Below are 23,635 nucleotides of genomic sequence, written 5' to 3'. Positions count from 1 at the left end.
ATCCCCTACCCAGTGAAGGATCAGCACCCGCATGGACCTCTTTCGGACCAAGTCCATCGAGCAGTCGATCAAGGACTCCGACGAGAAGGGACACGGCCTCAAGCGGTCCCTCACCACCTGGGACCTCATGATCATGGGGGTCGCGGTGGCCGTCGGTGCCGGCATCTTCTCGGTGGGCGCCCAGGCGGCCGCCTTCAACGCCGGACCCGCCGTGACCATCTCCTTCGTCCTGGCGGCGATCACCTGCGCACTCGCGATCATGTGCTACGCCGAGTTCGCCACGGCCCTGCCGGTCGCCGGCAGCGCCTACGTCTTCACCTATGCCACGATGGGTGAACTCCTCGCCTGGATCATCGGATGGAACCTGATCCTCGAGCTGCTCATGGCGGCCGCGGTCATCGCGAAGTTCTGGGGCGTCTACCTCACCGACCTCTTCGCCGTCCTGGACCTCGACATCCCTGCGGAGGTCGGCCTGCTCGGACTGGACCTCGCCTGGGGTCCGCTGCTGATCGTCGCGATCTTCACCGCCGTGCTCATCTACGGCACCAAGCTCTCGGCCCGCGTCAACAGCGTCTTCACCGTGATCAAGATCGGCATCGTCCTGTTCGTGATCGTCGTGGGGTTCTTCTACGTCAGCCCCGAGAACTACGCACCGTTCGTGCCCGCCTCGGAGCCCGCGGCGGAGAGCGGTGCGGGCTGGGCCGACCAGCCGTTCCTCTCCTTCCTCAGCGGCGCCTCACCGGCGGCCTTCGGCTTCACCGGGATCATCTCCGGTGCGGCACTCGTCTTCTTCGCGTTCATCGGGTTCGACGTCGTCGCCACCTCCGCCGAGGAAGTGAAGAACCCGAGCCGCACGCTTCCGCGCGGCATCTTCGCCGGCCTCGCCGTGGTCAGCGTCCTCTACATCCTGGTGACCCTCGTGGTCACCGGCATGGTCTCGTACAAGGAACTCGGCGCGTCCGGTGCGCCGTCACTCGCCACCGCCTTCCAGCTCGTCGGTGCGGACTGGGCGGCCGGCATCATCTCGCTCGGGAGCCTGATCGGCCTGACCACGGTGATCATGGTCCTGCTCATGGGACTCGCCCGCGTGATCTTCGCCCTCAGCCGGGACGGCCTCCTGCCCCGGGGCCTGAGCCGCACCTCGGACAAGCACGCCACACCGGCGCGCACGCAGATCCTGTGCGGCGTCGTCGTGGCCCTGCTGGCCGGTTTCACGCAGGTCGAGGTACTCGCGGAGATGATCAACATCGGCACGCTGTCCGCGTTCATCACCGTGAGCCTCGGGATCATCGTGCTGCGCCGGAAGCGCCCGGACCTCAAGCCCGCCTTCCGCGTGCCGTTCGGCACGGTCATCCCCATCGCCTCGGCTGCACTGTGCCTCTACCTCATGTTCAACCTGGCCACCATCACGTGGGTGTTCTTCGCCGTCTGGCTCGTGATCGGTTTCGCCATCTACTTCGCCTACGGCAACCGCCACTCCCGGCTCCGCACGGGGCAGCACGCCAACGCGTAGGACCGTCCCGTCCCGCGTGCATCACCGGGTGGAACACGAGATGATGGTGCCCCGGGGCAGAAGTCCCGGGGCACCCGCACGGCCGAGCAGGAGAACCACGATGTCCCAGGACCCCTACCCCAGCGAGCGTCCCTCCTCCGGCAGGCACCCGGATCCCTACGACGGCAGCACGTACGGCAGTACGTACGGCAGCAACCCGCCGTACCAGCCCCAGCCGTACCAGCACGGGGGATACCAGCAGCCCTACCAGCCCGGCGGCTACCAGGACCCGTACCGGTCCCTCGAGGGCGAGAAGGCGGCGCAGCTCTCGCTGATCCTCGGCATCGTCGGCTTGTTCGTCGCCGGGATCATCCTGGGGCCGCTGGCCATCTGGCAGGCGAAGAAGGCGGAACGCCTGGGCGTACCGGCAACGGCGGGGAAGGTCCTCGGCTGGATCAACGTCGTGCTGTACGGCCTCGCCATCCTGTTCGTCATCCTCATGGTGATCCTCATGTTCGCGGGCTTCGCAGCGACCTCCAGCTACAGCACCTGACCCGCGGAAGGCCCTGGATACCCGCTAGAGCGAGGGAAACAGGCGGGAGGAGCGTTCGTCCGCCTCGAACACCCCCGAGCGCGGCCCGGTCCCGACGATCAGCGGGTCCGGGACACCGACCACCTCGTGGTCCTTCTCGTCGTAGTCGAGGACCGAGAGGACATACCGCAGCGCCTCGATCCGGGCCCGCTTCTTGTCATTGCTCTTGATGACGGTCCAGGGGGCGTCGGCCGTATTCGTGTAGAAGAACATGGCTTCCTTGGCCTCGGTGTATTCGTCCCACTTGTCGAGGGACTGCAGGTCCATGGGGCTCAGCTTCCAGCGGCGCACCGGATCCGAGTGGCGCTGCGCGAAACGTCGTCGCTGCTCCTCACGGGACACCGAGAACCAGAACTTGATGAGGCGCATGTCGCTGCGGACGAGCATGCGCTCGAGTTCCGGAGCCTGCCGCATGAACTCGAGGTACTCGGTGGGCGTGCAGAAGCCCATGACTCGTTCCACTCCCGCACGGTTGTACCAGGAGCGGTCGAACAGCACGATCTCGCCGCCTGAGGGGAGCACCGAGACATACCGCTGGAAGTACCACTGCGTCTGCTCCTTCTCGCTCGGCTTGTCCAGGGCGACGACCCTCGCACCACGGGGATTCAGGTTCTCGGTGAACCGCTTGATCGTGCCGCCCTTGCCGGCGGCGTCGCGCCCCTCGAAGACCACGGCCACCTTGACGCGGTTGGCCCTGACCCATCCCTGCATCTTGAGCAGTTCGATCTGCAGCGCCCTCTTCGCCTTCTGGTACTCGCGCTCCGTCATCCGGGTGCCGTACGGGTAGTCCTCCCGCCACGTCGGCTGGTCGGGGTGCGGCAGGAGCACGTGGGCCCCGTCCTCCGCATGAGGGCTGGGGACGGGGATGGCCGGGGCATCGGACGCATCGACCCCGCCCGCCGTCGTTGCACCGGCCCGATCGGCGGGAGCACCCGTGGGTTCGTCCGTCAGTTCGTCCGTCAGTTCGTCCGTGGGTTCGTCCGTCAGCTCTTCCGTGGGTTCGCCCTCATCCACTCCGGTCGCAGTTCCCGGTCCATCGGTCATTCCGCCTCCTCCTCGTGCAGCCGGCGGCGGCAGCCGTCGCACGCGTCCGCCCACCCCCGCCCCGTTCCGGAGCAGGGCGACGAGCGGTGCGTGGGGACCCGCCGGCTCGCCCAGGTCGAGCATGCATGCCGCGTGTCCATGGTCGCAGACGGGTCCGGTCAGGGCACCCGGGCCGGCCGGCCGGCGCAGGCGGTGGACGGATCAGCGACGGCTTGATAGCCCGCGCGCCGCCGGTCATGCCGTCCGGACGGGAACCAGATGAACCGGAACCAGGGAGCCGTTTGCAGCGGCGACCCGGGAATGCCGGGAGCATGCACCGGGTTCTAGCCCGAGAACGTCCCGTCGAGCCAGGAGGACACCATGAGCACCACCACGCAGACCGCCGAAGAACGGTGGCTCCGCTTCCGGGCGGCCCGCAACGCGGCCCTGGCGGAGAAGCATGGCTGGCTCACCCTGACATCCTTCCAGTGGCTCGCCGACGAGCCGGAGGGACTCGACGTCGTGCCCGGTCTCTGGCACTCGGCCGACGGTACCGCGCACCTGACCGCGCGACCCTCGGACGCCCTGACCGACCTCACGAGCGGCCATCCGGTGGACGCCACCATCACGGCGACCCTCGACGACGAGGAGTCGCTGATGTGGGTCGCCTACGGCGGGGAGGACGGGCGGCGGGTCGTCGTGGAGCTGGCCCGCCGGGCAGGCCGCTACGCCGTCCGGACCAGGGATGCGGCGTCGCCCGTCCTGGCCTCGTTCACCGGTGTCCCCGCGTTCGGCTACCGCGCCGACCTCGTGGTGGAGGGGCGGTTCGAGCCCTATGACGAGCCCAGGGAGGAACGGATCGCAACGGCCCATCCGGAGGTCCCCGGGACGCACCCGACAGTGGGCGAGGTCGTCTTCTCGCTTCCCGGCGACGCGCGGGAGTTCCGGCTGCACGCCGCGCAGGAGGAGGGAGGGTCACTGGGCATCACTTTCCACGACACCACCAACGGCTCGTCCACTGCGCCCTGGCGCAAGGTGACCGCGCGCCGCCCCCGCCCGGACGGGACCGTGATCCTGGATTTCAACAGGACGATCAACTATCCGAGCGCGTTCACGCCCTACGGGACCTGCCCCATGCCGGTCAGCGGGAACATCATCGAGGCGCCCGTCGAGGCCGGGGAGAAGAACCCGGCGTCCTGACGACGACGCCGCGACCGCGCCACGCGCCTCACTCCACCGTGTCGGGGTAGATGCTCCGGGTCTCGGCCCGGCGGTTGCGGTTGGTGACCCAGTCCGCGGGGTAGATCTTCGGCAGGACATTGGCCAGCGCCAGGGAGGCGTAGATCACCGTGTTGATGGCGACGAAGGCCGCCAGGACGGCGAACAGGCTGCTGTGCAGCATCGACTCCGGCAGGAGGATGCCGGTGGGGATGACGGGTCCGACGACTGTGGTGATCATGGCCTAGGCCTCCTGGGGGGTGAGTGGGCGTGCCGGGGCGGCATGAGTGAGGTGCTTCCAGCTGGCCTGCCGGCCGAAGGAGATGTCGATGATGCCCTTGACGTAGACGAGGTTGAGGAACATGTCGAAGAACAGCTCGGGGAACAGGGCGAGGGCGAGCAGGCGGGCTCTCCAGCCGCCCTTCCAGGCCGTGAGCACCCGTTCGAGGGTGAACAGGAGGCCCAGCCCGAGCCAGAACGGGAACCAGATCCAGGACTCGAGGGCCACGAACGTGATGATGATGAGCGCCAGGTACGCACTCAGGGCGATCACGCCGTAGCCGATGCCCAGCTGTTGCGCCCAGTACCGCATGGTCGGCGAGGTGACCCCGTACGCCCCGATGTTCTCGAGGGCCCCACGCTGCCATCGCAGGCGCTGGTTCCAGAGCGTACGCCAGGACGGCATCAGCTCGGTGACGACGGTGCATTCCTGCGGCGAGACCATCAGGCCGCCCAGGGACTTGAGCGCGATGGTCAGCTCGTTGTCCTCGGTCAGTGCCGCGGTGTCGTAGACATCCCCCCGAGCCCCGGGAATGGCGGCGCCCCGGCTCTCGGAGATGGTGCGCAGCGCCACGGGCCGGAAGAGGGACGCCGTGCCCGTGAGGACGAACACACGGCCGCGGCGACGTCGCATCTGGCGCGCGTAGCGGATGTACTCGTTGCGCTGGAACTGCCCGATCAGGCCGTGGCCCTGTTCCCCGTAGAAGAGCCCGCCGATCGCCATGAGTGCGCGGTCGTTCTCGAAGCGCACCACCGCGTTGGCCAGGAAGCCGTCGTCGAGCTGGGTGTCGGCGTCCATGACCATGACGACGTCGTTGTCCCCCTGCTGAGGCAGGACCATCGCCAGTGCCTGGTTGAGGGCGCCGGCCTTCTTCTTCGTGTTGCCGACCGACTCGATGACCTCCACACCGGCCTCACGGGCCAGGCGGACGGTGGAATCGGTGCAGTTGTCGGCGACGACGATGATGCGCCCCGGCCGGTGCGACTGGCCCTGGAGAGACGCGATGGTCTGCGGGAGTGAGGCCTCCTCGTTGTGCGCGGGGATGAGCACCGTCACGGTGACCTCGCCCGCGAACCGTCCGCGGTTGGCGGCCATGATGACCTTGGGTGCCAGGGGCTGGTGGGTCGGGTTCATGGACCGGCGTGCCTTCGTGGCGATACGGCGCTCGACGACGGCGAGTCCGGCTCCGGCCAGCAGTGCGAGTGCGATGGCCGCCAGGATGACGCTCATCTCGGGGGCGTCCGAGTTGTAGAGGACGCGCCAGATGCCGATGACGGCGTCGTGCGGGTCGGCGATCGTGGTGTCCGGCCCCTTCGCCGCGACCGCCAGCCAGAGCAGGCCCGCCGCGGCGGTCACGATCCCGGCGATCACGATGCCGACGACGCGGTCCAGCCGGCCCTTCGACGGAGTCGGCTCGGTCGAGCCCTCCAGGGGGTCCGGATCGTGGTCACTTCGTGTCATCGTCATCGGTACTTCATCTCCTTTGAGACCGGATGCCCGCAGGGGCTACCTGGTAAGCCTGATATTGCCTTCGCCTGGCTGCCGACGCAGGGCAGCGCTTCTGGAACGAGTCTTCCGTGGCATCCTCGACCCAGTCCTTCGGTAAGGGCGAAGAATCCATCAACGAAGGGCGTAGGTTCCCCGGAGTCCACGGGCAGAACCGCCACCACACCTACCCTCGTGTGGGGCAGCGCACAATGGTGGTGTGACCGAACCGACCGATGCCCTGATCCCCCGTCCGCGGAGGGAACTGGCGCCCGGCGCCGTGCACCTCCCCGGCTGGCTCGATCCCGACCACCAGCGCGAGCTCGTGGCCCTCTGCCGCACGTGGGCGAGCGGCCCGGTGCCGATGCGGGCGGTGGCGATGCCCAACGGCGGGGTCATGTCCGTGAAGAGCGTGAGCCTCGGCTGGCACTGGCTTCCGTACCGCTACAGCCGCACGGCCGACGACGTCGGCGGTGGCGCCGTCGCGCCGTTCCCCGATGTCCTCCGCACGCTGGGACGCGACGCGGTGGCCGCTGCGTACGGGCCCGGGGCGGGCTCGTCCTACGAGCCCGATGCCGCCCTGGTCAACTACTACGACGACGCCGCGAAGATGGGCATGCACCAGGACAGGGAGGAGCGGATCAACGCACCCGTGGTGTCCCTCAGCCTCGGCACGGCGTGTATCTTCCGGTTCGGCAACACGGAGAACCGGAACCGTCCGTGGCAGGACGTGGAGCTGGCATCCGGTGACCTCTTCGTCTTCGGCGGCCCCTCGCGGTTCGCCTACCACGGGGTCCTCAGGACGCTGCCGGGCACGGCGCCCGCAGGCATCGGGTTCGACGGCCGGCTCAACATCACGCTGCGCCAGACGGGGCTCGGCTAGCCCTCGGCGAGGATCATGCCGCGCGCGTAGGCGGCCTGTCCCGCGTGCTGCACGGCATCGTCGAGCACGCTCACGAGACGGACGAGCAGCGTCACCGGCGGATCCCACCGTTCATCGACGACCCGGTGCAGAGCCTCCTCGTCGAGGCCCGCCACAAGGCCCAGGGACAGCTGGTGCACGGCGTCGAAGTAGTCCAGCAACTGCTGCGCCGAATCCACCCGCACGGCGTCGACCTGGTCCGACGAATGTCCGTACCCGGTGTCCCCGTGCTCGAGGCCGAGTCCCCAGCGCTCGGCATGGCCGCTTGCGAGCCACACCTCCTCGTGGCCGAAGGCCTCGGCGAGATGGCTGTCCCCGACGCGCGTGAGGTGCCACACGAGCCAGGCGATGGAGTTCGCCGAACCACCCGGGCGGGCGGACAACTGGTCCGCGTCGAGGCCCTCCACGGCGCCACGGACCAGATCGGGCAGCCGCCCGAACGCTTCGGAGAGCACCTCGGCGGACGTCATCTGCTGCCCTGCTCGCCGGCCGCGGTACGCGACGCCATGAGCAGCCTGAACCGCCGGCGCTGCCGCGCGGGGATGAGCGAGAGGAACTGCGGATGGGCGGTCAGGAATTCCTGCGCCTCGGGGCAGTAGGGCATGACGGCGAGGCGCCTGCGATGCGCGTTGAGGAAGACCGCCTGCATCAGCACCGGTTCGAGGCCCGTGCGCCGGAACCTCGGGTCGACGACGGCGTGCAGCAGGAGGACGTCCCCACCGCGCATCTCGTACTGCACGTAGCCCGCCATGGTGCCGTTGCGATAGAGCTCGAAGCGGGAGAACAGCGCGTTGTCGCGGAACTTCTCACGGGCATCCTCGCTCCCGCGCTGCTCGGCCTGCCCCTGGCGCCGCCCGAGCTCGTCGACGAGCGCGTCATAGCGCTCCCGTGTCGCGAGCGACGGGCGTTCGGTGTCGAGGAGTGCGTACGTCCGGTTGCAGAGCATGCGCAGCTGCCGCGTCGGCGCCTCGGGGAGGTTCTCGGGGAAATCCAGGTCGGCCTGCCGGACCGGCGTGAGGTGTGCCCGCCGGTTCTCCCCGGAGGGTGGCGGCCCGTCCTGGCGTGCGGCGGGAGGTTCGAGGATGTGCGGAAAAGTGTCCATGGCTAGCTCCACGTCCGGTGGGTCCATGGCCTCCTGCTCGACCAGTTCCTGCAGTCTAGGTGTCCTGCCTCCCATTGCAAAGCTCAGCAGGCTGTCAATAACCGGCCCGCTGATGGGGAATACGCACTCCGGCAAAGCCCCGATCGGGGTCTATCATTCATGCAGTGGCTCCGCCTGGGGCGGGCCCGGGAACATAAGTCTGGGGAGACGGAATATGGAGCGTGGGCGGATGCATTATCCGTTGCGTTACAGGCGCGCACGGTCGCTGCTCTACGTGGTCGGCCTGTTCTGGTTGTGGCTGTGGCTCGGCAGCGCGGCGATGATGGAGGGTCTGTACCAGTCACCGCTGCACGCCGCCCTCGCGGTGTGGGCACTCGCCGTCGTGGTCCTGGTGTCCATCCCCGCGGCGTTGCTCGCGGCGGCCCGGATGATCCTCACGCACCCGCGCCGCACCGCCGTCGTCGTGCCCCTGGACCTCGCTCCACGCCGGCCGCAGGAGACCGCCCACTGGTGGTACGGCGAGAAGGCGTCCTGATCCGCGCCGGGACCACGAACGGCGCCACCCCGAGGGGAAGCGCCGTTCGGTTCCCGAGGGGAGAAGTCAGCCCTCGCAGTCGCTGCAGTACTGCCGGCCGTCCTTCTCCAGTGCGATCTGGCTGCGGTGGCGGACCAGGAAGCAGGAGGCGCACGTGAACTCGTCCTCCTGGGGCGGGATCACCTGGATGAGGAGTTCCTCACCGGACAGGTCGGCGCCCGGCAGGTCGATGCCCTCGGCCGTGTCGCCGTCCTCGATATCGACCGACGACGACTGCGCGTTGCTGCCGCGGTTCGCCTGGAGCGCCTCCAGGGATTCCGCTTCCTTGTCCTCGTCGTTGTTGCGCGGTGCGTCGTAGTCCGTTGCCATGCCGATGCCGTTCCTTGTGGGGGGGTTCTGGTGCCGCTGGTGCTCGTGCAGCAACCGAGTCTAGTGGCAAAAATCCGAGCGGACGCCGGTTCTGGGGCCCCTTCCCGTGATGCTTCTCATACCCGTTGGGGCGAACCGTCACGGCTGCGAAAGTGGTGGACGCCGCGGGCCGGCCGCTGGCACGCTGGGAGGAGTCCGCACCCTCCGACGACGGGGACATGACCATCGCTTCGTCCGCCAGGCCCACCGAGCCCTCCCTGCGGGGCGGGGCAGTCCATCTCCAGCGCCGCAACGTCCTGGTGGGTGTCCTGTTCGGCTGCGGGATCATCGCCTTCATCGACGAGGCCGTGTTCCACCAGCTCCTGCACTGGCACCACTTCTACGACCGGTCCACGCCGGCCGTGGGGCTCGTGTCCGACGGCGTCTTCCACGCCTTCAGCTGGTTCGCGACGGTTGCCTCCCTGTTCCTGTTCGCGGACCTCAGGAGACGCAACGCCCTTCGTGCGCGTCCCTGGCTGGGTGGCATCCTGGTGGGCGTGGGCGCCTTCCAGCTGTTCGACGGCCTGGTGCAGCACAAGCTCCTCGACCTGCACCAGGTCCGGTACGGCGTGGAGTTGCTTCCCTACGACCTGCTGTGGAACGGCGCGGCCGTCGCCTTCCTCGCAGCAGGGCTCCTGGTCCTCCTGTCCGCCAGGCGGCGCGACGGCGGGCTCGCGCACGGGGTCGATGACTGAGCACCACCCCGGGGGTGCGGGGCTCGCGCCCGAGGATCCGGCAGGCTTCGCCCTGGGCGCCGCCGTCGTCCTCGTGTGGCTCGGACTCGCCGCGCTCTACCTCCTCGCCGGGCGTGCCGCGGCCCTGCGGGGACGAAGCGCCTGGCCCGTCCGGCGGTCCGCCTCCTGGTTCACCGGGGTGGGCCTGGGGCTCGTCGTCACGGTGGGCCCCCTCGCCCGCGCCGCCGGCGGCAGCCTCTCCGCACACATGGCGGTCCATCTCGTCCTCGGCATGCTCGTCCCGCTGCTGCTCGTCCTCGGAGCTCCGGCAACCCTGTTCCTGCGCGCCGTTCCCGGCGCGACCGGGCGGCGCTACAGCAGGTTGATGCGCACCACTCCGGTACGCCTGGCCGCGCATCCGGTGACCGCGGCCCTGCTCGCCGCGGGTCCCATGGCCCTGCTGTACTGGGACGGCGCGGCCCTCGGACTGCTCCACCACCCCGTGTCCGGTCCGCTGCTGCACATGCACTTCGTCGCGTCGGGCGCGCTGTTCGCCTACGCCGTCGTCGGGGTGGATCCGAATCCGCACAGGGCGGCCGTGGGGCTCAGGGCCGCCGCGATCGTCGCCACGATCGCCGTCCACGGCGTGGTGGCGAAGCATCTCTACGCCGTGGGGAGCCAGGGCGCACTGCCGGCCGACGTTGAGCAGGCGGCGCAGCTGATGTACTACGGCGGTGACGCCGTGCATGCGCTGCTGCTCGTGGTGTTCTGCGCACAGGTCTACCGGGACGGCGGGCGACACCTTCGACGCTCCGGCCCGCCGGGGACCGCCGCTCCTCTGCCCGGCCACGTTGTGTAGCCTTGCCCCAGCGGGCCCAGGGCCCGGCGCCCACCGAAGGATCACCATGCCACGCCTCGCACCTCTTGTGGGACTCTCCCTCGCGGCCCTGCTCGCCCTGACGGCCTGCTCGTCCCCGTCCGGGAACTCCCCGGACGCACCCTCCGGAGCCACGTCCTCCTCGGAGGCGTCGCCCGGGCCCTCCGCCGCGCCGCCGTCCGGCGGGCAGCAGCCGACGGCGCCCGGTGCCGTCACCTCCGGCGGAGCAGGCAGCTACTCATCCGAGGAGCTCGCGGGCATCCTCGGCGAGGTGGCCCAGGCCGACGGCCAGGCTCTGCAGGTCATCCCCGCAGCGCAGCTGGACCAGGGCATGGACCGGGCGCGGGATTTCCTCGAGTCGGTCGTGATCACGCCCGACGACTGCTCCGTGTTCGTCTCGAACAGCCTCGAAGCCCCGGACGGCGCCGGATTCGCCGCAGGGGTGTCGGGTTCCGACGGGGACGCCGTCCAGACCGTCGTCTCGGTCTCGTCCTCCTCCGACACCGCCTTCACGCAGCACCGCCTCGATGCCGCCGCAGCAGCGATGGACGCGTGCGCCTCCTTCAGCCTCGAGGCGCAGGGCGTGGTCCTCGAGCAGACGGTCCAGGCGGTGGACGCGGAGACGGACGCAGACGGGATGTTCGGCAACCTGACGCTGCAATCCTCCGCGGACGGCGCCCGGCAGGAGACCATGACCATCATCGGGACCCGCGGCGACCTCGCGGTGACCGCCGTCAGGACGGCCGGGGACACGCTGCCCGCAGGGACGCAGGACGAACTCCAGGGCCTCATCGACGAGACACTAGCCCGCATGTGAGATAGAGGAGTGGACAGCGGTATGTCAGTCCGCATATAACTAGTTTGCAGAACTAGTTGACAGTACGGTTCGTATTCTCGATCGAAAGGGCGCACCATGACGCAGACCATCAGTGACATCCTCGGCGCGGGAGATACGGCTGTCGGCGCTCCCCTCCACTGCGGGGAGCCCATGACCCTGCGCGAGACCTCCTACCGGGGTGCCGCGTACGGCATCGTCCCGCAGCCCGTCGCCGGCTTCGACGTCGAACTCGTCTGGGCCTGCTCGTGCGGCTTCCAGCTCTCCCACGAGGAGCCCGCCGAGCTCGCGCACCCCCTGTCCCCCGCCCTGCGCCGCGTCGCTGCGGCCGCAGCGGACGTCGAGTCGGCCCTGTGGCACCTCGACCAGCTGACCGGCGAACTCGAAGCCGCGGTGCTGCGGGCGGCCGACAGTGGCGCGGCAATCGTCGATATCGCCGAAGCGGCGCACCTCGAGCCCGCGGACGTGCAGCAACTCGCCTCGGGCGGCCATCTTCTCGGCAACGTAGGCTAGGAAGGGCGCCGGACCCCTCCGGGACCGGCCCGCCGCCGCCACCCGGGCCCCGGTGGCGCACCGACGGAAGGGCGATCGCCCCATGAACGAACCCCCCTGGATCCAGCACGCCGTCTGGTGGCAGGTCTACCCCCTGGGTTTCGTGGGCGCAGAGAAGAGCGCCACCACGGATCCTGCTGTCCCGCACCGCCTGCTGGACCTGCTGCCCTGGCTCGACTACGCGGTGGAACTCGGCGCATCGGGACTTGCCCTCGGCCCCGTCTTCGCCTCCGAGACGCACGGCTACGACACGACGGACTACTTCCGGATCGACCCCCGGCTCGGGACGCTCGAGGACTTCGACACCCTTGTCGGCGAAGCGCACCAGCGCGGCCTGCGGATCCTGCTCGACGGCGTCTTCAACCACACGGGGCGCTCCTTCCCGGCCTTCCAGGATGTCCTCCTGCACGGCCCTGCTTCCGCGAGAGCGTCCTGGTTCCGGCTCGACTGGTCCGCCGGTGCCACGCCCGGCACCGAACCGGGTTACCGCGACTTCGAGGGCCACCACCACCTCGTGGCACTGAACCATGAGGAACCCGCCGTGGCGGATCTCGTCTTCGAGGTCATGGATTACTGGCTCGGCCGGGGAGCGGATGGCTGGCGGCTCGACGCCGCCTACGCCGTCCCGTCCTCCTTCTGGTCAGCGGTCACAGCGCGGGTGCGGTCCTCGCACCCGGAGGCCTATTTCGTCGGCGAGTACATCCATGGCGACTACGCGTCGGAGGTCCGGGCCGGCGGCCTCGATTCCGCCACGCAGTACGAGCTGTGGAAGGCCGTCTGGAGTTCCCTCAACGATGCCAACTTCTTCGAACTCGCGGCCGCGCTGGAGCGGCACAACTCGCTCCTGGTATCCTTCGCCCCGCTCACCTTCATCGGGAACCACGACGTCACGCGCATCGCCAGCAGACTGACCGATCCGGAGCTGCTGCCGCACGCCGTCGTGATCCTGCTCACCACCGGCGGGACGCCGTCCATCTACTACGGCGACGAGCAGGGCTACCGGGGCGTCAAGGAGGACAGGGCGGGAGGCGACGACGACGTCAGGCCGCTCTTCCCGCGCTCGCCGGGAGACCTCTCCCCCCTCGGCAGGCCCGTGTTCGAGGTCCACCAGGAGCTCATCGGACTCCGGCGGCGCCATCCCTGGCTGCACCGCGCGACATCGGACATCCTGCACCTCTCGAACGAGGTGCTCACGTACCGCATGTCGGCGGGCGGGCCCGGATCACTGGTGGTCGCACTGAATCTCTCGCAGCAGGCCCAGTCGGTCGGGACCGCCGGCACGTCCTCCGTCCTCGCGGGCCGGGCCACCCTGGAGGGCGGCCCGGGCAGGGCTCTCCTACCGGCGCGGGGCTGGGCCGTCCTGGGCTGAGGCGCGACCGCCTCCGGCACCGCGACGCAGCGATGTCGCGGATGGATAATGGAGGCAGTCGTCTGCACAGGAGGGTCGCATGAGCTCGGAAGACCAGCGCGGAAATCTCGACACCGTCGATTTCACGCCGTGGCCGCGGCCGGTTCCGCCCCACGTCCTCAACGGCGCCAAGAAGCTGCTGCTCGTGGCCGCGATCCTCGTGAGCGTCCACCAGCTCTTCCCCTCCACGAGCATCGGATCCTCGCTGAGCAGCACCTTCACCCTGCTCGTGGTGATGTCCTGGCTCGGGCCGCTCGCCCGGACCCTGGCGGCACGGCCCTGGGCGCGCAAGACCGCCGAGGAGTGACGCCATCCCATGAAAGAAGCGAGGCTCCTGCGTACAGGAGCCTCGCTTCTTCGGAAACCGTGGAGCTTAGGGGAATCGAACCCCTGACCTTTTCATTGCGAACGAAACGCTCTACCAACTGAGCTAAAGCCCCGGACACCACATCCGAACACCAACACTGTACCCAAGAGGACGGCCTGATCCCAAAGTGGCCCTCCCGCAGGAACCGGAACCGGGGTGTCGGCATGCGGGCGTAGTCTTCTCCCCATGTCCAGCAATGCCCCGCAGGCTGCCCCTGCCCCGCTCCAGGACGACGACGTACGGCCCTGGCCCGCCCTGTGGTCGCTCGTCATCGGCTTCTTCATGATCCTCGTGGATTCGACGATCGTCTCCGTCGCCACCCCCGCCATCATGGAAGGGCTGGGCGCCGGTATCGACAGCGTCATCTGGGTGACCAGCGCCTACCTGCTGGCCTACGCCGTACCGCTGCTCGTGACGGGCCGGCTCGGCGACCGTTTCGGACCCAAGCGCATCTACCTGGTGGGGCTCGTGGTCTTCACCCTCTCCAGTGCCTGGTGCGGACTCTCGGGCACGGTGGAGGCACTGATCATCGCGCGCGTCCTGCAGGGCCTGGGCGCCGCCCTCATGACACCCCAGACCATGTCCGTCATCACCCGCATCTTCCCGCCCGAACGCCGCGGGGCGGCCATGGGCCTGTGGGGTTCGGTCGCCGGCATCGCGACGCTCGTCGGCCCCGTGCTCGGCGGCGTCCTGGTCGATTCCGCCGGGTGGGAGTGGATCTTCTTCATCAACGTCCCCGTCGGCGTCGTGGGGTTCATCCTCGCCGCCCGGCTCGTCCCCGCCCTCCCGACGACATCGCACCGGTTCGACATGCTCGGTGTCTTCCTCAGCGCCGTGGGCCTGTTCTGCCTGGTCTTCGGCATCCAGGAGGGCGAGAGCTACGAGTGGGGCACCATCGCCGGCCCGCTCTCGGTGTGGTCGCTCATCATCACGGGCATCGTGCTCCTCGTGGCCTTCGTCGCCTGGCAGCGCATCAATCGCGGGGAACCGCTCGTCCCGCTCAGGCTCTTCCGCGACCGCAACTTCTCCCTGGCCAATACCTCCATCACGGCCATGGGCTTCTCGATCACCACCATGGCGCTGCCGCTGATGCTCTACGCACAGACGGTCCGCGGTCTCTCGCCGACGCAGGCAGCCCTGCTCCTCACGCCGATGGCCGTCATCTCGGGCGTCCTCGCCCCGTTCGTCGGCAAGTACGTCCAGCGCAGCAATCCCAAGTACATGGCCATCGCGGGATTCGCCGGCATGTCCGCGGCCCTCTTCTGGCTCGGATCCATCCTCACTCCCGAGGTGGCGATCTGGCAGCTCCTGCTTCCCATCTCCCTGCTCGGCCTGTCCAGCGCCGGGATCTGGGCCCCCGTCTCCCTGACGGCCACGCGCAACCTCGCGCCCTCCCTCGCAGGGGCCGGCTCGGGCGTCTACAACACGACGCGCCAGATGGGCGCCGTCCTCGGCAGCGCGGCCGTCGCCGCCGTGATGCAGTCACGCCTCATGAACAACATCGGCGACGGGGGGATGAGCGCCACTCCCGGCGCCGCACTCCCGGACGAGGCGAAGGCCGGCTACGCCCTCTCCATGGGCCAGTCGCTCTACCTGCCGGCGACCGTGATCCTTCTCGGTTTCGCAGCGGCCCTGTTCTTCGCGAAGCCCCAGCAGAACCGCGCCTGGGAGCGCGACGCCGGCGCGGCCGGCGCACCCGCTGCGGGTGCTCCCCGCCAAGGGCGCGAGGACCGGCAGCGGACTGCGGCACGCGCCGACACGTGAGCCGTTGCCTCGGGGAACTACCGGTAGTCTTCTACCATGGCTGATGAGATCAAGGACACACCGGACGACGCTGCGAAGGCCGCAGGCAACTCGGAGGCGAAGGAGGTCTCGGACGACTTCGCGGTCCGGGAGCACACCTCGCCGTCGGGCCTGAAGTACACCACGACCGCCGGGCGCCTCGTGCTCCGCCGCGAGGAGACCAAGGACGGCAAGGCGGACGGGTTCAAGGCCAAGGCCGAGATCTTCATCGTCGCCTACACCAAGCAGGACGCCGAGCCGGGCCGCCCGGTCACGTTCGCCTTCAATGGCGGTCCCGGCTCCGCCTCGGTCTGGCTCCACCTGGGTCTGCTCGGCCCCCGCCTCGTCGATTCCGGTGATGTCGGTGCCATGACGCCTGCCCCCTTCGGCCTCGTCGACAACCCCGACAGCCTCCTCGAGTCGAGCGACCTCGTGCTGATCGATCCGGTCAACACCGGTTACTCCCGGGTCGTCGAGGGAGAGAAGTCCGACGAGTTCCACGCGTTCGTACAGGACAGGGACCTCGTGGCGGAGGTGATCCGCCTCTGGACAACCCGCAACAACCGCTGGCTCTCCCCCAAGTACCTCGTCGGGGAGTCCTACGGCACGCTGCGTGCGGTCGCCGTCGCCGGCCGCCTCTTCGATGCCTACGGGATGGCGGTCAACGGGCTCGGACTCATCTCCACGGTGCTCAACATGTCCACGCTGCGCTTCTTCCCCGGCAGCGACCTCCCCTACGCGCTCCACCTGCCCACCTATGCCGCCATCGCGCACTACCACGGCCGCCACGGCGAGCGCGAGCTCTCCGATGTGGTCCGCGAGGCCGAGGAGTACGCGGCGCGGGACTTCGGCTATGCCCTCACGCAGGGCAGCCGGCTGACCGCCGAGGAGTACGAGGAGGTCGTGGCGAGGCTGCACGCCATCACCACGCTCGACGAGGGCTTCATCCGCCGCACGGACTTCCGCTGGGCGTACCACGAGTTCGCCGCGGAGATCCTCCGCTCCGAAGGGCTCGCCGTCGGCCGCATCGACGGCCGCTTCACCGCGAGGCCGGACCACCTGCAGGCCTCGGATTCCTTCGACGACCCGAGCATCCGCGCCATCACCGGGCCGTACTCCGCGGCCATGAACCACTACGTGCGCGCCGAACTCGGCTACGAGAACGACCTCCCCTACGAGATCCTCACCGCCCGCGTGCAGCCCTGGAGCTACCGGACCTTCGAAGGTGCACCCGTGGACGTCTCGGGGGTCCTGGAACGGCTCCTCGTCCACAATCCCACCCTCCGCGTCCACGTGGACTACGGGTACCACGACGGCGCCACACCCCACTTCGCCGCCGAGTACGTCTGGGCGCACATGAACCTCGATGATGCCGCCCGTGCCCGCTTCACGCACCACTACCACGAGGCCGGTCACATGATGTACCTCAACCCGATAGCACGGGAAGCCCAGCTCCGCGCGCTGCGCGCATTCGTCACCGAGGCGCAGGACGGCCAGGAATAGTAAGTAGGATGATCATGATCTCCGGCGGCGGCCGTCGCCGGACACCCGACCGTAAGGATGTCATCATGCTGAAAAGGATCCTCTGGGCGCTCGTGCCCGTCATCGCCTCCCGCGTGCTCAGCAAGCGCCGGTCAGGGCAGCAGCCGCGGGCGGACAAGACGCGCTACAACAACAAGTACGGCAGGTAGCAGCCCGCGGCGCCGGGAACGGGAAGGGATCGGCCATTCCACTTCGTGACGGAGACGGCTTCGCCGATATCCGCTCCTACGCGGCGATCGGCGATGGGCGGACGGTGGCGCTGGTGTCGATGGACGGGTCCATCGACTGGTACCCGACGCCGGACCTCGACTCGACGCCGGCCTTCGCGCGCCTGCTGGATACGAACGAAGGCTTCCTGGCCCTGGCGCCCACCGACGCCTTCTCGGTGGAGCGGCGCTACGCGGACGGCACCAACGTCCTCGAGACGACGTACACGACCGCCACCGGCACCGTCCGCGTCACGGACTCCCTCAACACAGGCGTTGCCGGCAGGCTGCCGTGGGGGGAACTCGCCCGTCGCATCGACGGCCTCTCCGGATCCGTGGACATGGCCTGGTCGGTCGTGCCCGGTACCTGCTTCGGCTCCGCATCGCCCTGGCTCGACAACGGGCCGGATGATCCGGTCCTGCGCATCGACGCCGTCGGGCTCGCCGTCCGCGGTCTCGACCACGGGCTGAGGCCGCCGGAGGGACAATCCGTCAACGGCGCGTTCACGACGTCGGCCGGGTCCCGCCACCTCGTCGCCGTCATCTCCACGCACGGCGAGCCTCTCCCCCTGCAGGACCCGCAGACCATCGACGACGGCGTGGACCGCACCATCCGCAACTGGCAGTCGTGGTCCGACAACTTCGCCTACGACGGCGACTACCGGCACGCCGTCCTCCGCAGCGCGCTGACGCTGAAGCTGCTGCTGCACAGCCCGTCCGGAGCGATCGCCGCGGCCGCCACGACATCCCTTCCCGAGAGCGCCGCAGGCGGCAAGAACTGGGACTACCGCTACGCATGGGTGCGGGACACCGCGTACACGCTGCACTCCCTCACGCGGGCAGGGCTCCGCGAGGAGGTCCACGCCGCGGTGTCGTGGATGCTCAAGAACATGCGGACCCAGGGGGCGGACCTCGAGGTGTTCACCCGCTTGAACGGCGAGATCCCCGAGGGCACGTCCCGCCCCGACCTCACGGGCTGGCGGAACAACGGGCCAGTGGTGGACGGGAACCCCGCGGCGGGCCAGCTCCAGCTGGGTGTCTTCGGCGACGTGTTCGACATCGTCTGGCAGTACGTCCAGGCCGGGCACGTACTCGACCCGGCGACCATGCGGCAGCTCGCGGACCTGGCCGACCTCACGTGCGACATCTGGCGGCGGCGCGACGCCGGCATGTGGGAACTGCCCGAGGAACGCCACTACGTCACCTCGAAGCTCGGATGCTGGAACGCACTCCGCTGCGCCGTCCTGCTCGCCGAACGAGGGCAGCTGCAGGGTCCTGTGGAGCGATGGGCCGCCGAGCGCGACCGCATCCGCGACTGGGTGCACGAGCACGGCTGGTCCGAGGAGCGCCAGAGCTATATCTGGTACCCGGGCTCCACGGAGCTGGACGCCTCGATCCTGCTGCATGCGATGAGCGGATTCGACACCGGACCGCGGATGTCCTCGACCATCGATGCCCTGCGCGAGGAGCTCGGCGCGGGCCCCCTCCTCTACCGCTACAGCGGCATGCAGCAGGAGGAGGCAACCTTCGTGGCCTGCGCCTACTGGATGGTATCCGCGCTCGTCGCCGTCGGCCGGCGCGACGAGGCGGTGGACCTCATGGAGGCGCTCCTGCCGCTCGCCAACGACGTCGGCATCATGTCGGAGATGATCGACCCGTCGGACGGATCCTTCATGGGCAACATCCCGCAGGGCCTGAGCCACCTGGCGCTGATCGTCGCGGCCCTGTCCATCTCGGGCAAGGCCTGAGGCTCAGCCCGTCGCGAAGTAGACCCACACGCCGATCACCCAGGTGGTTCCCGCGAGGCAGGCCAGGGCCAGCTCGGCGAGGATGCCGAGGCCCGTCGCCTTCAGTGCGTGCAGGCTCGAGGTGAGGGCGGCTCGGGCGGTGCGCTGCCGGGCGAATTCGCTCGCGAACAGTCCGAGCGCGAACCCGACGAACAGTCCGACGACGGGAATGACGAACATGCCGACGATCCCGGCGAGGACGCCGATCGTCACCGACCTGCCCGGGATCCGGCGCTGCCTGAGCGTGCGGCCCGTGAGCACCACGCCCGCGGCGAGGCCGGCACCGGCCAGCACGGTGCCGATCGCGAAGACCACCCATCCCTCGGTAGCGCCCACGGTCAGCGCCCACGCGAGCAGCGAGACGATGATGAGGATGCTCCCCGGCAGCACCGGAACCACCACTCCCGCGATTCCTACCGCGATGAGCGCACCGCACACGACCGTCATGAAGACCTGTAGATCCATGAGCCCAGTCTTGCACCCCACCGAACGCTGCCGCGCCGGAACAGGACCAGGTGCCGTCCGCGTGGAATACTGGTGAAAATACTAAGCCGCCTTAGCGAGCCTGCGGGCCCTGAGATCAGGAGGACCGATGAGTACACCAGGAACAGGGAACACGGACGACGGCCGCCGGGATGCTGCCGGTCACGGCCGGAACACCGACAACCCCGACACTCCCACCGAACTGATGGACACGGGAGGAGCCGGCGCAACCAGTGCGGGCCGCACCGGTGACGGCGCGGCCGGGAGCAGCACAGCGGGTTCGAACCGGTTCGGCCAGGGCAGTACCGCCGACGACGCCGCCGGCGACTACGTGCCCGGCGCCTACTCGTCCGACGACGACACGAGCGGCGAGTACGTGCCCGGCATGTACTCCGACGGCTCCCACTCCGCGGACACGGCACCGACGCGCGAGCACACCCAGGCACCGATCTCCGCATCACGTGAATCGTCGGACTACCGCGAGAGGGAGCCGAGAACGCAGGCCCACACGCAGGTGGTGCCCGTGACGGCGTCGAGGTCCGATGCGGAGCCCCGCAGCGAGGACCGGGACCGGCGGCGACCGCCCCGCGGGGCAGCCGCCGGGTCGGGGCTTCCGAGCCTCGAGGACCGCAAGCTGCTCCACCAGCGCGAGAAGGAGCACTTCGGCGGCATGAAGTTCGGCTCCGCCTTCTTCGGCTGGCTGACCGCGACCGGTATGTTCGTCCTGCTCTCGGCACTCGCAGGAGCCGTGGCCGCTCTCTTCGGTGCCGGCGCGAACCTGTCCACGTCGGACCTGACGAGTGGCTCCGGCGAGGCGCAGACCACGGGCATCACGGCCGCCGTGATCCTCGGCGTCATCCTGCTGCTCTCCTACTTCGCCGGCGGCTACGTCGCCGGGCGCATGGCGCGCTTCAGCGGCATCAAGCAGGGCGTCGCGGTCTGGCTCTGGGCCGTCATCGTCGCCGTGGTCCTCGCGATCATCGGTTTCATCGTCGGCAACCAGGCGAACGTCTCGGAGCGGTTCCAGGGCCTCGGCGTCCCCTCCTCGCAGGACCTCACGGGCCCCGGGCTGATCGGCCTGCTCGTCGTGGCCGCCGTTGCACTCATCGGGGCGATCCTGGGCGGCCTCGCCGGGATGCGCTACCACCGGAAGATCGACCGCACCGACTTCGACGCCCTCGAGGACGCGGAGTAGCACCCGGCAGGCGGTACGCACGCGACAGCCCCGGGCTCCATGAGTCCGGGGCTGTCGTCGGCTCGCCTGCCGGCACGGGCCCTACGGCGTGGGCATCCCGCCGTTGACGTTGAGGGTCTCGCCGAGGACGTAGCTCGCCTCGGAGGATGCGAGGAAGACGTACGCCGGGGCGAGCTCGGTCGGCTGACCGGCACGACCCAACGGGGTGTCCTTGCCGAACTCGGGCAATGCCTCGGCGGGCTGGCCCCCCGAAGGCTGCAGCGGCGTCCAGATGGGACCCGGCGCCACGGCATTGACGCGGATGCCCTTGGGCGCGAGCTGCTGGGCCAGGCCCTTTGTGAAGTTGTTGATGGCCGCCTTGGTGCTCGCATAGTCGACGAGCGTCGGCGACGGCTCGTACGCCTGGATGGACGTGGAGTTGATGATCGCCGAGCCGGGCTGGAGGTGCTTGAGCGCTTCCTTGGTCACGCGGAAGAACGAATAGATGTTCGTCTTGTACGTGTGGTCCAGCTGCTCGTCGCTCAGCTCCTCGAGCGATTCCACGGCCACCTGCTTGCCTGCATTGTTGACGAGGATGTCGAGCCCGCCGAGCCCGTCCACCGCCTGCTGCACGAGGGCGGTGCAGTACTCGGGGTCCTTCAGGTCACCCGGGATACAGACGGCCGTACGGCCTTCCGCCTCGATGATGCCCTTCACGACCTGCGCGTCCTCTTCCTCCTCGGGGAGATAGGACAGGGCGACGTCGGCGCCTTCACGCGCGTACGCGATGGCGACCGCCGCACCGATCCCGGAGTCGGATCCGGTGATGAGGGCCTTCCGGCCCTGCAGCCGGCCCGTCCCGCGGTAGGAGGTCTCTCCCCGGTCCGCCTTGATCGCCAGGTCGGCTTCGAGCCCGGGCTCTGGTTGCTGCTCGGCCGGCGGCGTGATGCTCTCGAACCTGGTCACCGGGTTCTGGAAGGTGTACTGGTCGGTCGATCCTGCTGTGCTCTCGGAGGTCATAAGTGTTCTCCCTGTGCAGAGTGCGTATCCGGCGCCTCGACGGTCGCCCGGCTGGAATGTCGACTGAGCCGATGAAGCTAAGCCTACTTATTACCCTAGGGGCGAGGGGTAGCCCAGACAAGTTCGCCCGTGCGCTGCAGGCCGGTGGCGCGATGCGCTGCCGCCGGGTATGCCGGTACCGGGATGAGATCGAGCGTGGCCCTGCTCCCATGGATCGGCGGCGGAGCCATGACATCGAGGACGAGCGCAGTGACCAGCAGCGGAACGAAAAGAACCGACCCCACTCCGGCGATCAGGTAGAGGGAGCCCCACGACTCCCTGCGGCCTGCTGCCACCCGGTCACGCCTACTGCGGTGGGTTGGTGTGCTCATACCCTCCACGGTCGTCCGGTCACGATGGTCCGGACAGGGGCGTTCGACCTGTTCCTACCCGGCTCGCCGGAACCGACGACGGTTCGCGTTGCTCCGGGGGCGTCAGAAGACGACGGAGAAGAAACCTGCGCCGATGCTGAGGACCAGAGCTGCCACCAGGAGCCAGACGATCGGGGTTCGGAGCTTGCGCATATGGTCCATAGTTGGTCCAGTCTAGCCGCCGGGTCGGGAGGAGGACCTGCACGCTCGCCCCGTACCCGCCCTCAGCGGTTCTTCGGCACCCGCCGCACCGAGCCGGCGGTGCTGGCGAAGAAGATCAGCACGGAGGCCAGGAGGACCAGCAGGGCCGGGGTCCAGGACCCGGAGACGTCGTGGATGTGGCCCAGCAGGGGCGGTGCCACGGCGGCGAAGCAATAGCCCACCCCCTGGACGATGGCCGACATGCGTCCGGCAGACGCCTGGTCGCGGGCCAGCCGGATGATCGCGATGAAGATCACCGTGATGCCTCCGCCCTGGGCGATGCCGCCACTGATGGACCAGAGCCACCAGAACTCGGGGGCCAGGAGCAACCCGGCGGGGACGGCGGTCCACAGGATACCCAGCGTGACGGCCACCGCCGTCGTACTCATGAACCTGGCGACGAACGGCACCCCGAGTCCGCCCACGATGGCGAGGACCTGGAAGATGGAGGATCCGGCGCCGGCCGCGGCGACGGTCATGCCGAGCTGATCATGCAGGTAGCTGGGCAGCCACGCGGTCACCCCGTAATAGGAGAACGCCTGCATGGCGAAGCCCGCCGTCAGGCCCGCCGTGATCCATCCGGAGCCCCGCACCGGTGGCAGCGCGGTGCCACCGCGATCCTCGGCGGACACCCGGAACGCATCCCTCGGGCCCACGGCCAGGGTCCAGAAGGCGACCGCGGCCACCGCGACGACGGCGATCGCCGCGAGCGCGGCCCTCCACCCCACCAGCCCGGCGAGCGGCGCGGTCACCACCGAGGTGAGGAAGGACCCGATGTTCAGCGCCGCGGTGTAGATACCCATGGCCGTACCCTGCCGCGCCGGCGTGAAGTCGCGCCGGATGATGAGCGGCACGGCGATGTTGCCCACCGTGATCGCGAGCCCGATCAGCACCGTCCCTGCCACCACCAGCAGCGGGCCGCCCGAGGAGCGCACGACCACCCCCGCCAGCACGCCGAGGATGGTCAGCGTCACCGCGAATTCGGCACCCAGCCTCCGTGTCGCGAGGGACGCCAGCGGCGCGGCAAGGGAGAAGCACAGGACCGGGATGCTCGTGAGCAGCCCCAGCAGGGCGGGCGGGAAACCCAGGTCCGCCTGCATCTGGTCCACCACCGGGGCGATGGCAACGATCGGGCCCCGCAGGTTGAGCGCCACCAACCCGATGCAGGCGAGCAGGACGTAACTCTTCGGCACCCCGGCGAGGAGCCGGCCGCTCACGGGACGGCGGACGGGAGAGGTTGGTGTTTCATCACTCCCATTG

The 23,635-nt window shown here is 69.2% G+C and carries 26 protein-coding genes and 1 tRNA gene; 16 read left to right on the top strand and 11 right to left on the bottom strand.

The genetic code is table 11. The features are described 5' to 3' along the window. Positions 1-31: 31 nt before the first annotated feature. Positions 32-1,513, top strand: a complete 1,482-nt coding sequence (locus tag AC1MFI_RS06615; protein ID WP_479820318.1) for an amino acid permease — start codon at positions 32-34, stop codon at positions 1,511-1,513. A 100-nt stretch (positions 1,514-1,613) separates the two neighbouring features. After that, on the top strand, positions 1,614-2,045 hold the full coding sequence (locus AC1MFI_RS06610) for a DUF4190 domain-containing protein (RefSeq protein ID WP_479820317.1): 432 nt from the start codon (positions 1,614-1,616) through the stop codon (positions 2,043-2,045). Positions 2,046-2,069: 24 nt separating this feature from the next. Here the strand turns inward: AC1MFI_RS06610 and ppk2 are convergent, their stop codons facing one another. Next, the gene (gene ppk2, locus AC1MFI_RS06605) at positions 2,070-3,128 is read right to left on the bottom strand and encodes a polyphosphate kinase 2 (RefSeq protein ID WP_479820316.1); all 1,059 of its coding nucleotides are present in this window, start codon (positions 3,126-3,128) and stop codon (positions 2,070-2,072) included. Between the two features lie 360 nt (positions 3,129-3,488). On the opposite strand from ppk2, the gene AC1MFI_RS06600 reads away from it, so the two are divergent. Further along, complete coding sequence (locus tag AC1MFI_RS06600) at positions 3,489-4,307, top strand: DUF1684 domain-containing protein (RefSeq protein WP_479820315.1); 819 nt, start codon at positions 3,489-3,491, stop codon at positions 4,305-4,307. Positions 4,308-4,335: 28 nt separating this feature from the next. Here the strand turns inward: AC1MFI_RS06600 and AC1MFI_RS06595 are convergent, their stop codons facing one another. Together AC1MFI_RS06595 and AC1MFI_RS06590 are read right to left on the bottom strand one after the other, a co-directional pair. Further along, complete coding sequence (locus AC1MFI_RS06595) at positions 4,336-4,566, bottom strand: hypothetical protein (RefSeq protein WP_479820314.1); 231 nt, start codon at positions 4,564-4,566, stop codon at positions 4,336-4,338. A 3-nt stretch (positions 4,567-4,569) separates the two neighbouring features. Next, complete coding sequence (locus AC1MFI_RS06590; protein ID WP_479820313.1) at positions 4,570-6,072, bottom strand: glycosyltransferase family 2 protein; 1,503 nt, start codon at positions 6,070-6,072, stop codon at positions 4,570-4,572. A gap of 238 nt (positions 6,073-6,310) precedes the next feature. On the opposite strand from AC1MFI_RS06590, the gene AC1MFI_RS06585 reads away from it, so the two are divergent. Further along, positions 6,311-6,973 carry an alpha-ketoglutarate-dependent dioxygenase AlkB family protein gene (locus AC1MFI_RS06585; RefSeq protein ID WP_479820312.1) on the top strand — a complete coding sequence of 221 codons (663 nt, stop codon included), beginning with the start codon at positions 6,311-6,313 and terminating at the stop codon, positions 6,971-6,973. Here AC1MFI_RS06585 and AC1MFI_RS06580 read toward each other — a convergent pair. Continuing rightward, positions 6,970-7,482, bottom strand: coding sequence for a mycothiol transferase (locus AC1MFI_RS06580; RefSeq protein WP_479820311.1), 513 nt, complete (start codon positions 7,480-7,482; stop codon positions 6,970-6,972). The genes AC1MFI_RS06585 and AC1MFI_RS06580 overlap by 4 nt on opposite strands. After that, positions 7,479-8,114 (bottom strand): GNAT family N-acetyltransferase, encoded by a 636-nt coding sequence (locus tag AC1MFI_RS06575; protein WP_479820310.1) that lies wholly within the window; start codon positions 8,112-8,114, stop codon positions 7,479-7,481. The genes AC1MFI_RS06580 and AC1MFI_RS06575 overlap by 4 nt, the downstream gene beginning before the upstream one ends. 229 nt (positions 8,115-8,343) lie before the next feature. Here AC1MFI_RS06575 and AC1MFI_RS06570 point away from each other — a divergent pair, with 229 nt between their 5' ends. Continuing rightward, positions 8,344-8,649 carry a hypothetical protein gene (locus AC1MFI_RS06570; RefSeq protein WP_479820309.1) on the top strand — a complete coding sequence of 102 codons (306 nt, stop codon included), beginning with the start codon at positions 8,344-8,346 and terminating at the stop codon, positions 8,647-8,649. Positions 8,650-8,715: 66 nt separating this feature from the next. On the opposite strand, the gene AC1MFI_RS06565 is transcribed toward AC1MFI_RS06570, so the two are convergent. Then, complete coding sequence (locus AC1MFI_RS06565) at positions 8,716-9,018, bottom strand: DUF4193 domain-containing protein (protein WP_400481972.1); 303 nt, start codon at positions 9,016-9,018, stop codon at positions 8,716-8,718. Between the two features lie 152 nt (positions 9,019-9,170). On the opposite strand from AC1MFI_RS06565, the gene AC1MFI_RS06560 reads away from it, so the two are divergent. The 6 genes from AC1MFI_RS06560 to AC1MFI_RS06535 all read left to right on the top strand — a co-directional run bounded on the left by AC1MFI_RS06560 (position 9,171) and on the right by AC1MFI_RS06535 (position 13,710). Next, positions 9,171-9,752 (top strand): DUF2243 domain-containing protein, encoded by a 582-nt coding sequence (locus AC1MFI_RS06560; RefSeq protein WP_479820308.1) that lies wholly within the window; start codon positions 9,171-9,173, stop codon positions 9,750-9,752. Beyond that, complete coding sequence (locus AC1MFI_RS06555) at positions 9,745-10,590, top strand: cytochrome c oxidase assembly protein (RefSeq protein WP_479820307.1); 846 nt, start codon at positions 9,745-9,747, stop codon at positions 10,588-10,590. The genes AC1MFI_RS06560 and AC1MFI_RS06555 overlap by 8 nt, the downstream gene beginning before the upstream one ends. A gap of 46 nt (positions 10,591-10,636) precedes the next feature. Continuing rightward, complete coding sequence (locus AC1MFI_RS06550; protein WP_479820306.1) at positions 10,637-11,425, top strand: hypothetical protein; 789 nt, start codon at positions 10,637-10,639, stop codon at positions 11,423-11,425. 96 nt (positions 11,426-11,521) lie between these two features. Beyond that, complete coding sequence (locus tag AC1MFI_RS06545) at positions 11,522-11,956, top strand: hypothetical protein (protein WP_479820305.1); 435 nt, start codon at positions 11,522-11,524, stop codon at positions 11,954-11,956. A gap of 82 nt (positions 11,957-12,038) precedes the next feature. Beyond that, positions 12,039-13,364 (top strand): alpha-amylase family glycosyl hydrolase, encoded by a 1,326-nt coding sequence (locus AC1MFI_RS06540; protein WP_479820304.1) that lies wholly within the window; start codon positions 12,039-12,041, stop codon positions 13,362-13,364. Between the two features lie 79 nt (positions 13,365-13,443). Then, on the top strand, positions 13,444-13,710 hold the full coding sequence (locus AC1MFI_RS06535) for a hypothetical protein (protein WP_479820303.1): 267 nt from the start codon (positions 13,444-13,446) through the stop codon (positions 13,708-13,710). Positions 13,711-13,770: 60 nt separating this feature from the next. On the opposite strand, the gene AC1MFI_RS06530 is transcribed toward AC1MFI_RS06535, so the two are convergent. After that, positions 13,771-13,843, bottom strand: a tRNA-Ala gene (locus tag AC1MFI_RS06530). Positions 13,844-13,956: 113 nt separating this feature from the next. On the opposite strand from AC1MFI_RS06530, the gene AC1MFI_RS06525 reads away from it, so the two are divergent. The 4 genes from AC1MFI_RS06525 to AC1MFI_RS06510 all read left to right on the top strand — a co-directional run bounded on the left by AC1MFI_RS06525 (position 13,957) and on the right by AC1MFI_RS06510 (position 19,048). Further along, the gene (locus AC1MFI_RS06525; RefSeq protein WP_479820302.1) at positions 13,957-15,534 is read left to right on the top strand and encodes a DHA2 family efflux MFS transporter permease subunit; all 1,578 of its coding nucleotides are present in this window, start codon (positions 13,957-13,959) and stop codon (positions 15,532-15,534) included. Positions 15,535-15,570: 36 nt separating this feature from the next. Further along, a complete protein-coding gene (locus AC1MFI_RS06520; protein WP_479820301.1) occupies positions 15,571-17,055 on the top strand; it encodes a S10 family peptidase in 1,485 nt (494 codons plus the stop codon). A 65-nt stretch (positions 17,056-17,120) separates the two neighbouring features. Continuing rightward, on the top strand, positions 17,121-17,243 hold the full coding sequence (locus tag AC1MFI_RS06515) for a hypothetical protein (RefSeq protein ID WP_479820300.1): 123 nt from the start codon (positions 17,121-17,123) through the stop codon (positions 17,241-17,243). Between the two features lie 35 nt (positions 17,244-17,278). Beyond that, positions 17,279-19,048 carry a glycoside hydrolase family 15 protein gene (locus AC1MFI_RS06510; RefSeq protein ID WP_479820809.1) on the top strand — a complete coding sequence of 590 codons (1,770 nt, stop codon included), beginning with the start codon at positions 17,279-17,281 and terminating at the stop codon, positions 19,046-19,048. A gap of 3 nt (positions 19,049-19,051) precedes the next feature. Here AC1MFI_RS06510 and AC1MFI_RS06505 read toward each other — a convergent pair whose 3' ends face one another. Continuing rightward, complete coding sequence (locus AC1MFI_RS06505; protein ID WP_479820299.1) at positions 19,052-19,552, bottom strand: DUF456 domain-containing protein; 501 nt, start codon at positions 19,550-19,552, stop codon at positions 19,052-19,054. A 127-nt stretch (positions 19,553-19,679) separates the two neighbouring features. Between AC1MFI_RS06505 and AC1MFI_RS06500 the strand changes: the two genes are divergently transcribed. Beyond that, positions 19,680-20,765, top strand: coding sequence for a YrzE family protein (locus AC1MFI_RS06500; protein ID WP_479820298.1), 1,086 nt, complete (start codon positions 19,680-19,682; stop codon positions 20,763-20,765). 81 nt (positions 20,766-20,846) lie between these two features. Here AC1MFI_RS06500 and AC1MFI_RS06495 read toward each other — a convergent pair whose 3' ends face one another. The 3 genes from AC1MFI_RS06495 to AC1MFI_RS06485 all read right to left on the bottom strand — a co-directional run bounded on the left by AC1MFI_RS06495 (position 20,847) and on the right by AC1MFI_RS06485 (position 23,592). Continuing rightward, on the bottom strand, positions 20,847-21,764 hold the full coding sequence (locus AC1MFI_RS06495; protein ID WP_479820297.1) for an SDR family oxidoreductase: 918 nt from the start codon (positions 21,762-21,764) through the stop codon (positions 20,847-20,849). A 95-nt stretch (positions 21,765-21,859) separates the two neighbouring features. After that, entirely contained in the window at positions 21,860-22,135 is a 276-nt protein-coding gene (locus AC1MFI_RS06490) for a hypothetical protein (protein ID WP_479820296.1), read from the bottom strand. A 263-nt stretch (positions 22,136-22,398) separates the two neighbouring features. Beyond that, the gene (locus AC1MFI_RS06485; RefSeq protein ID WP_479820295.1) at positions 22,399-23,592 is read right to left on the bottom strand and encodes an MFS transporter; all 1,194 of its coding nucleotides are present in this window, start codon (positions 23,590-23,592) and stop codon (positions 22,399-22,401) included. Positions 23,593-23,635: the final 43 nt, after the last annotated feature.

The organism is Arthrobacter sp. BC5, assembly GCF_056680255.1.
This window is presented reverse-complemented; position numbering and strand designations above follow the sequence as displayed.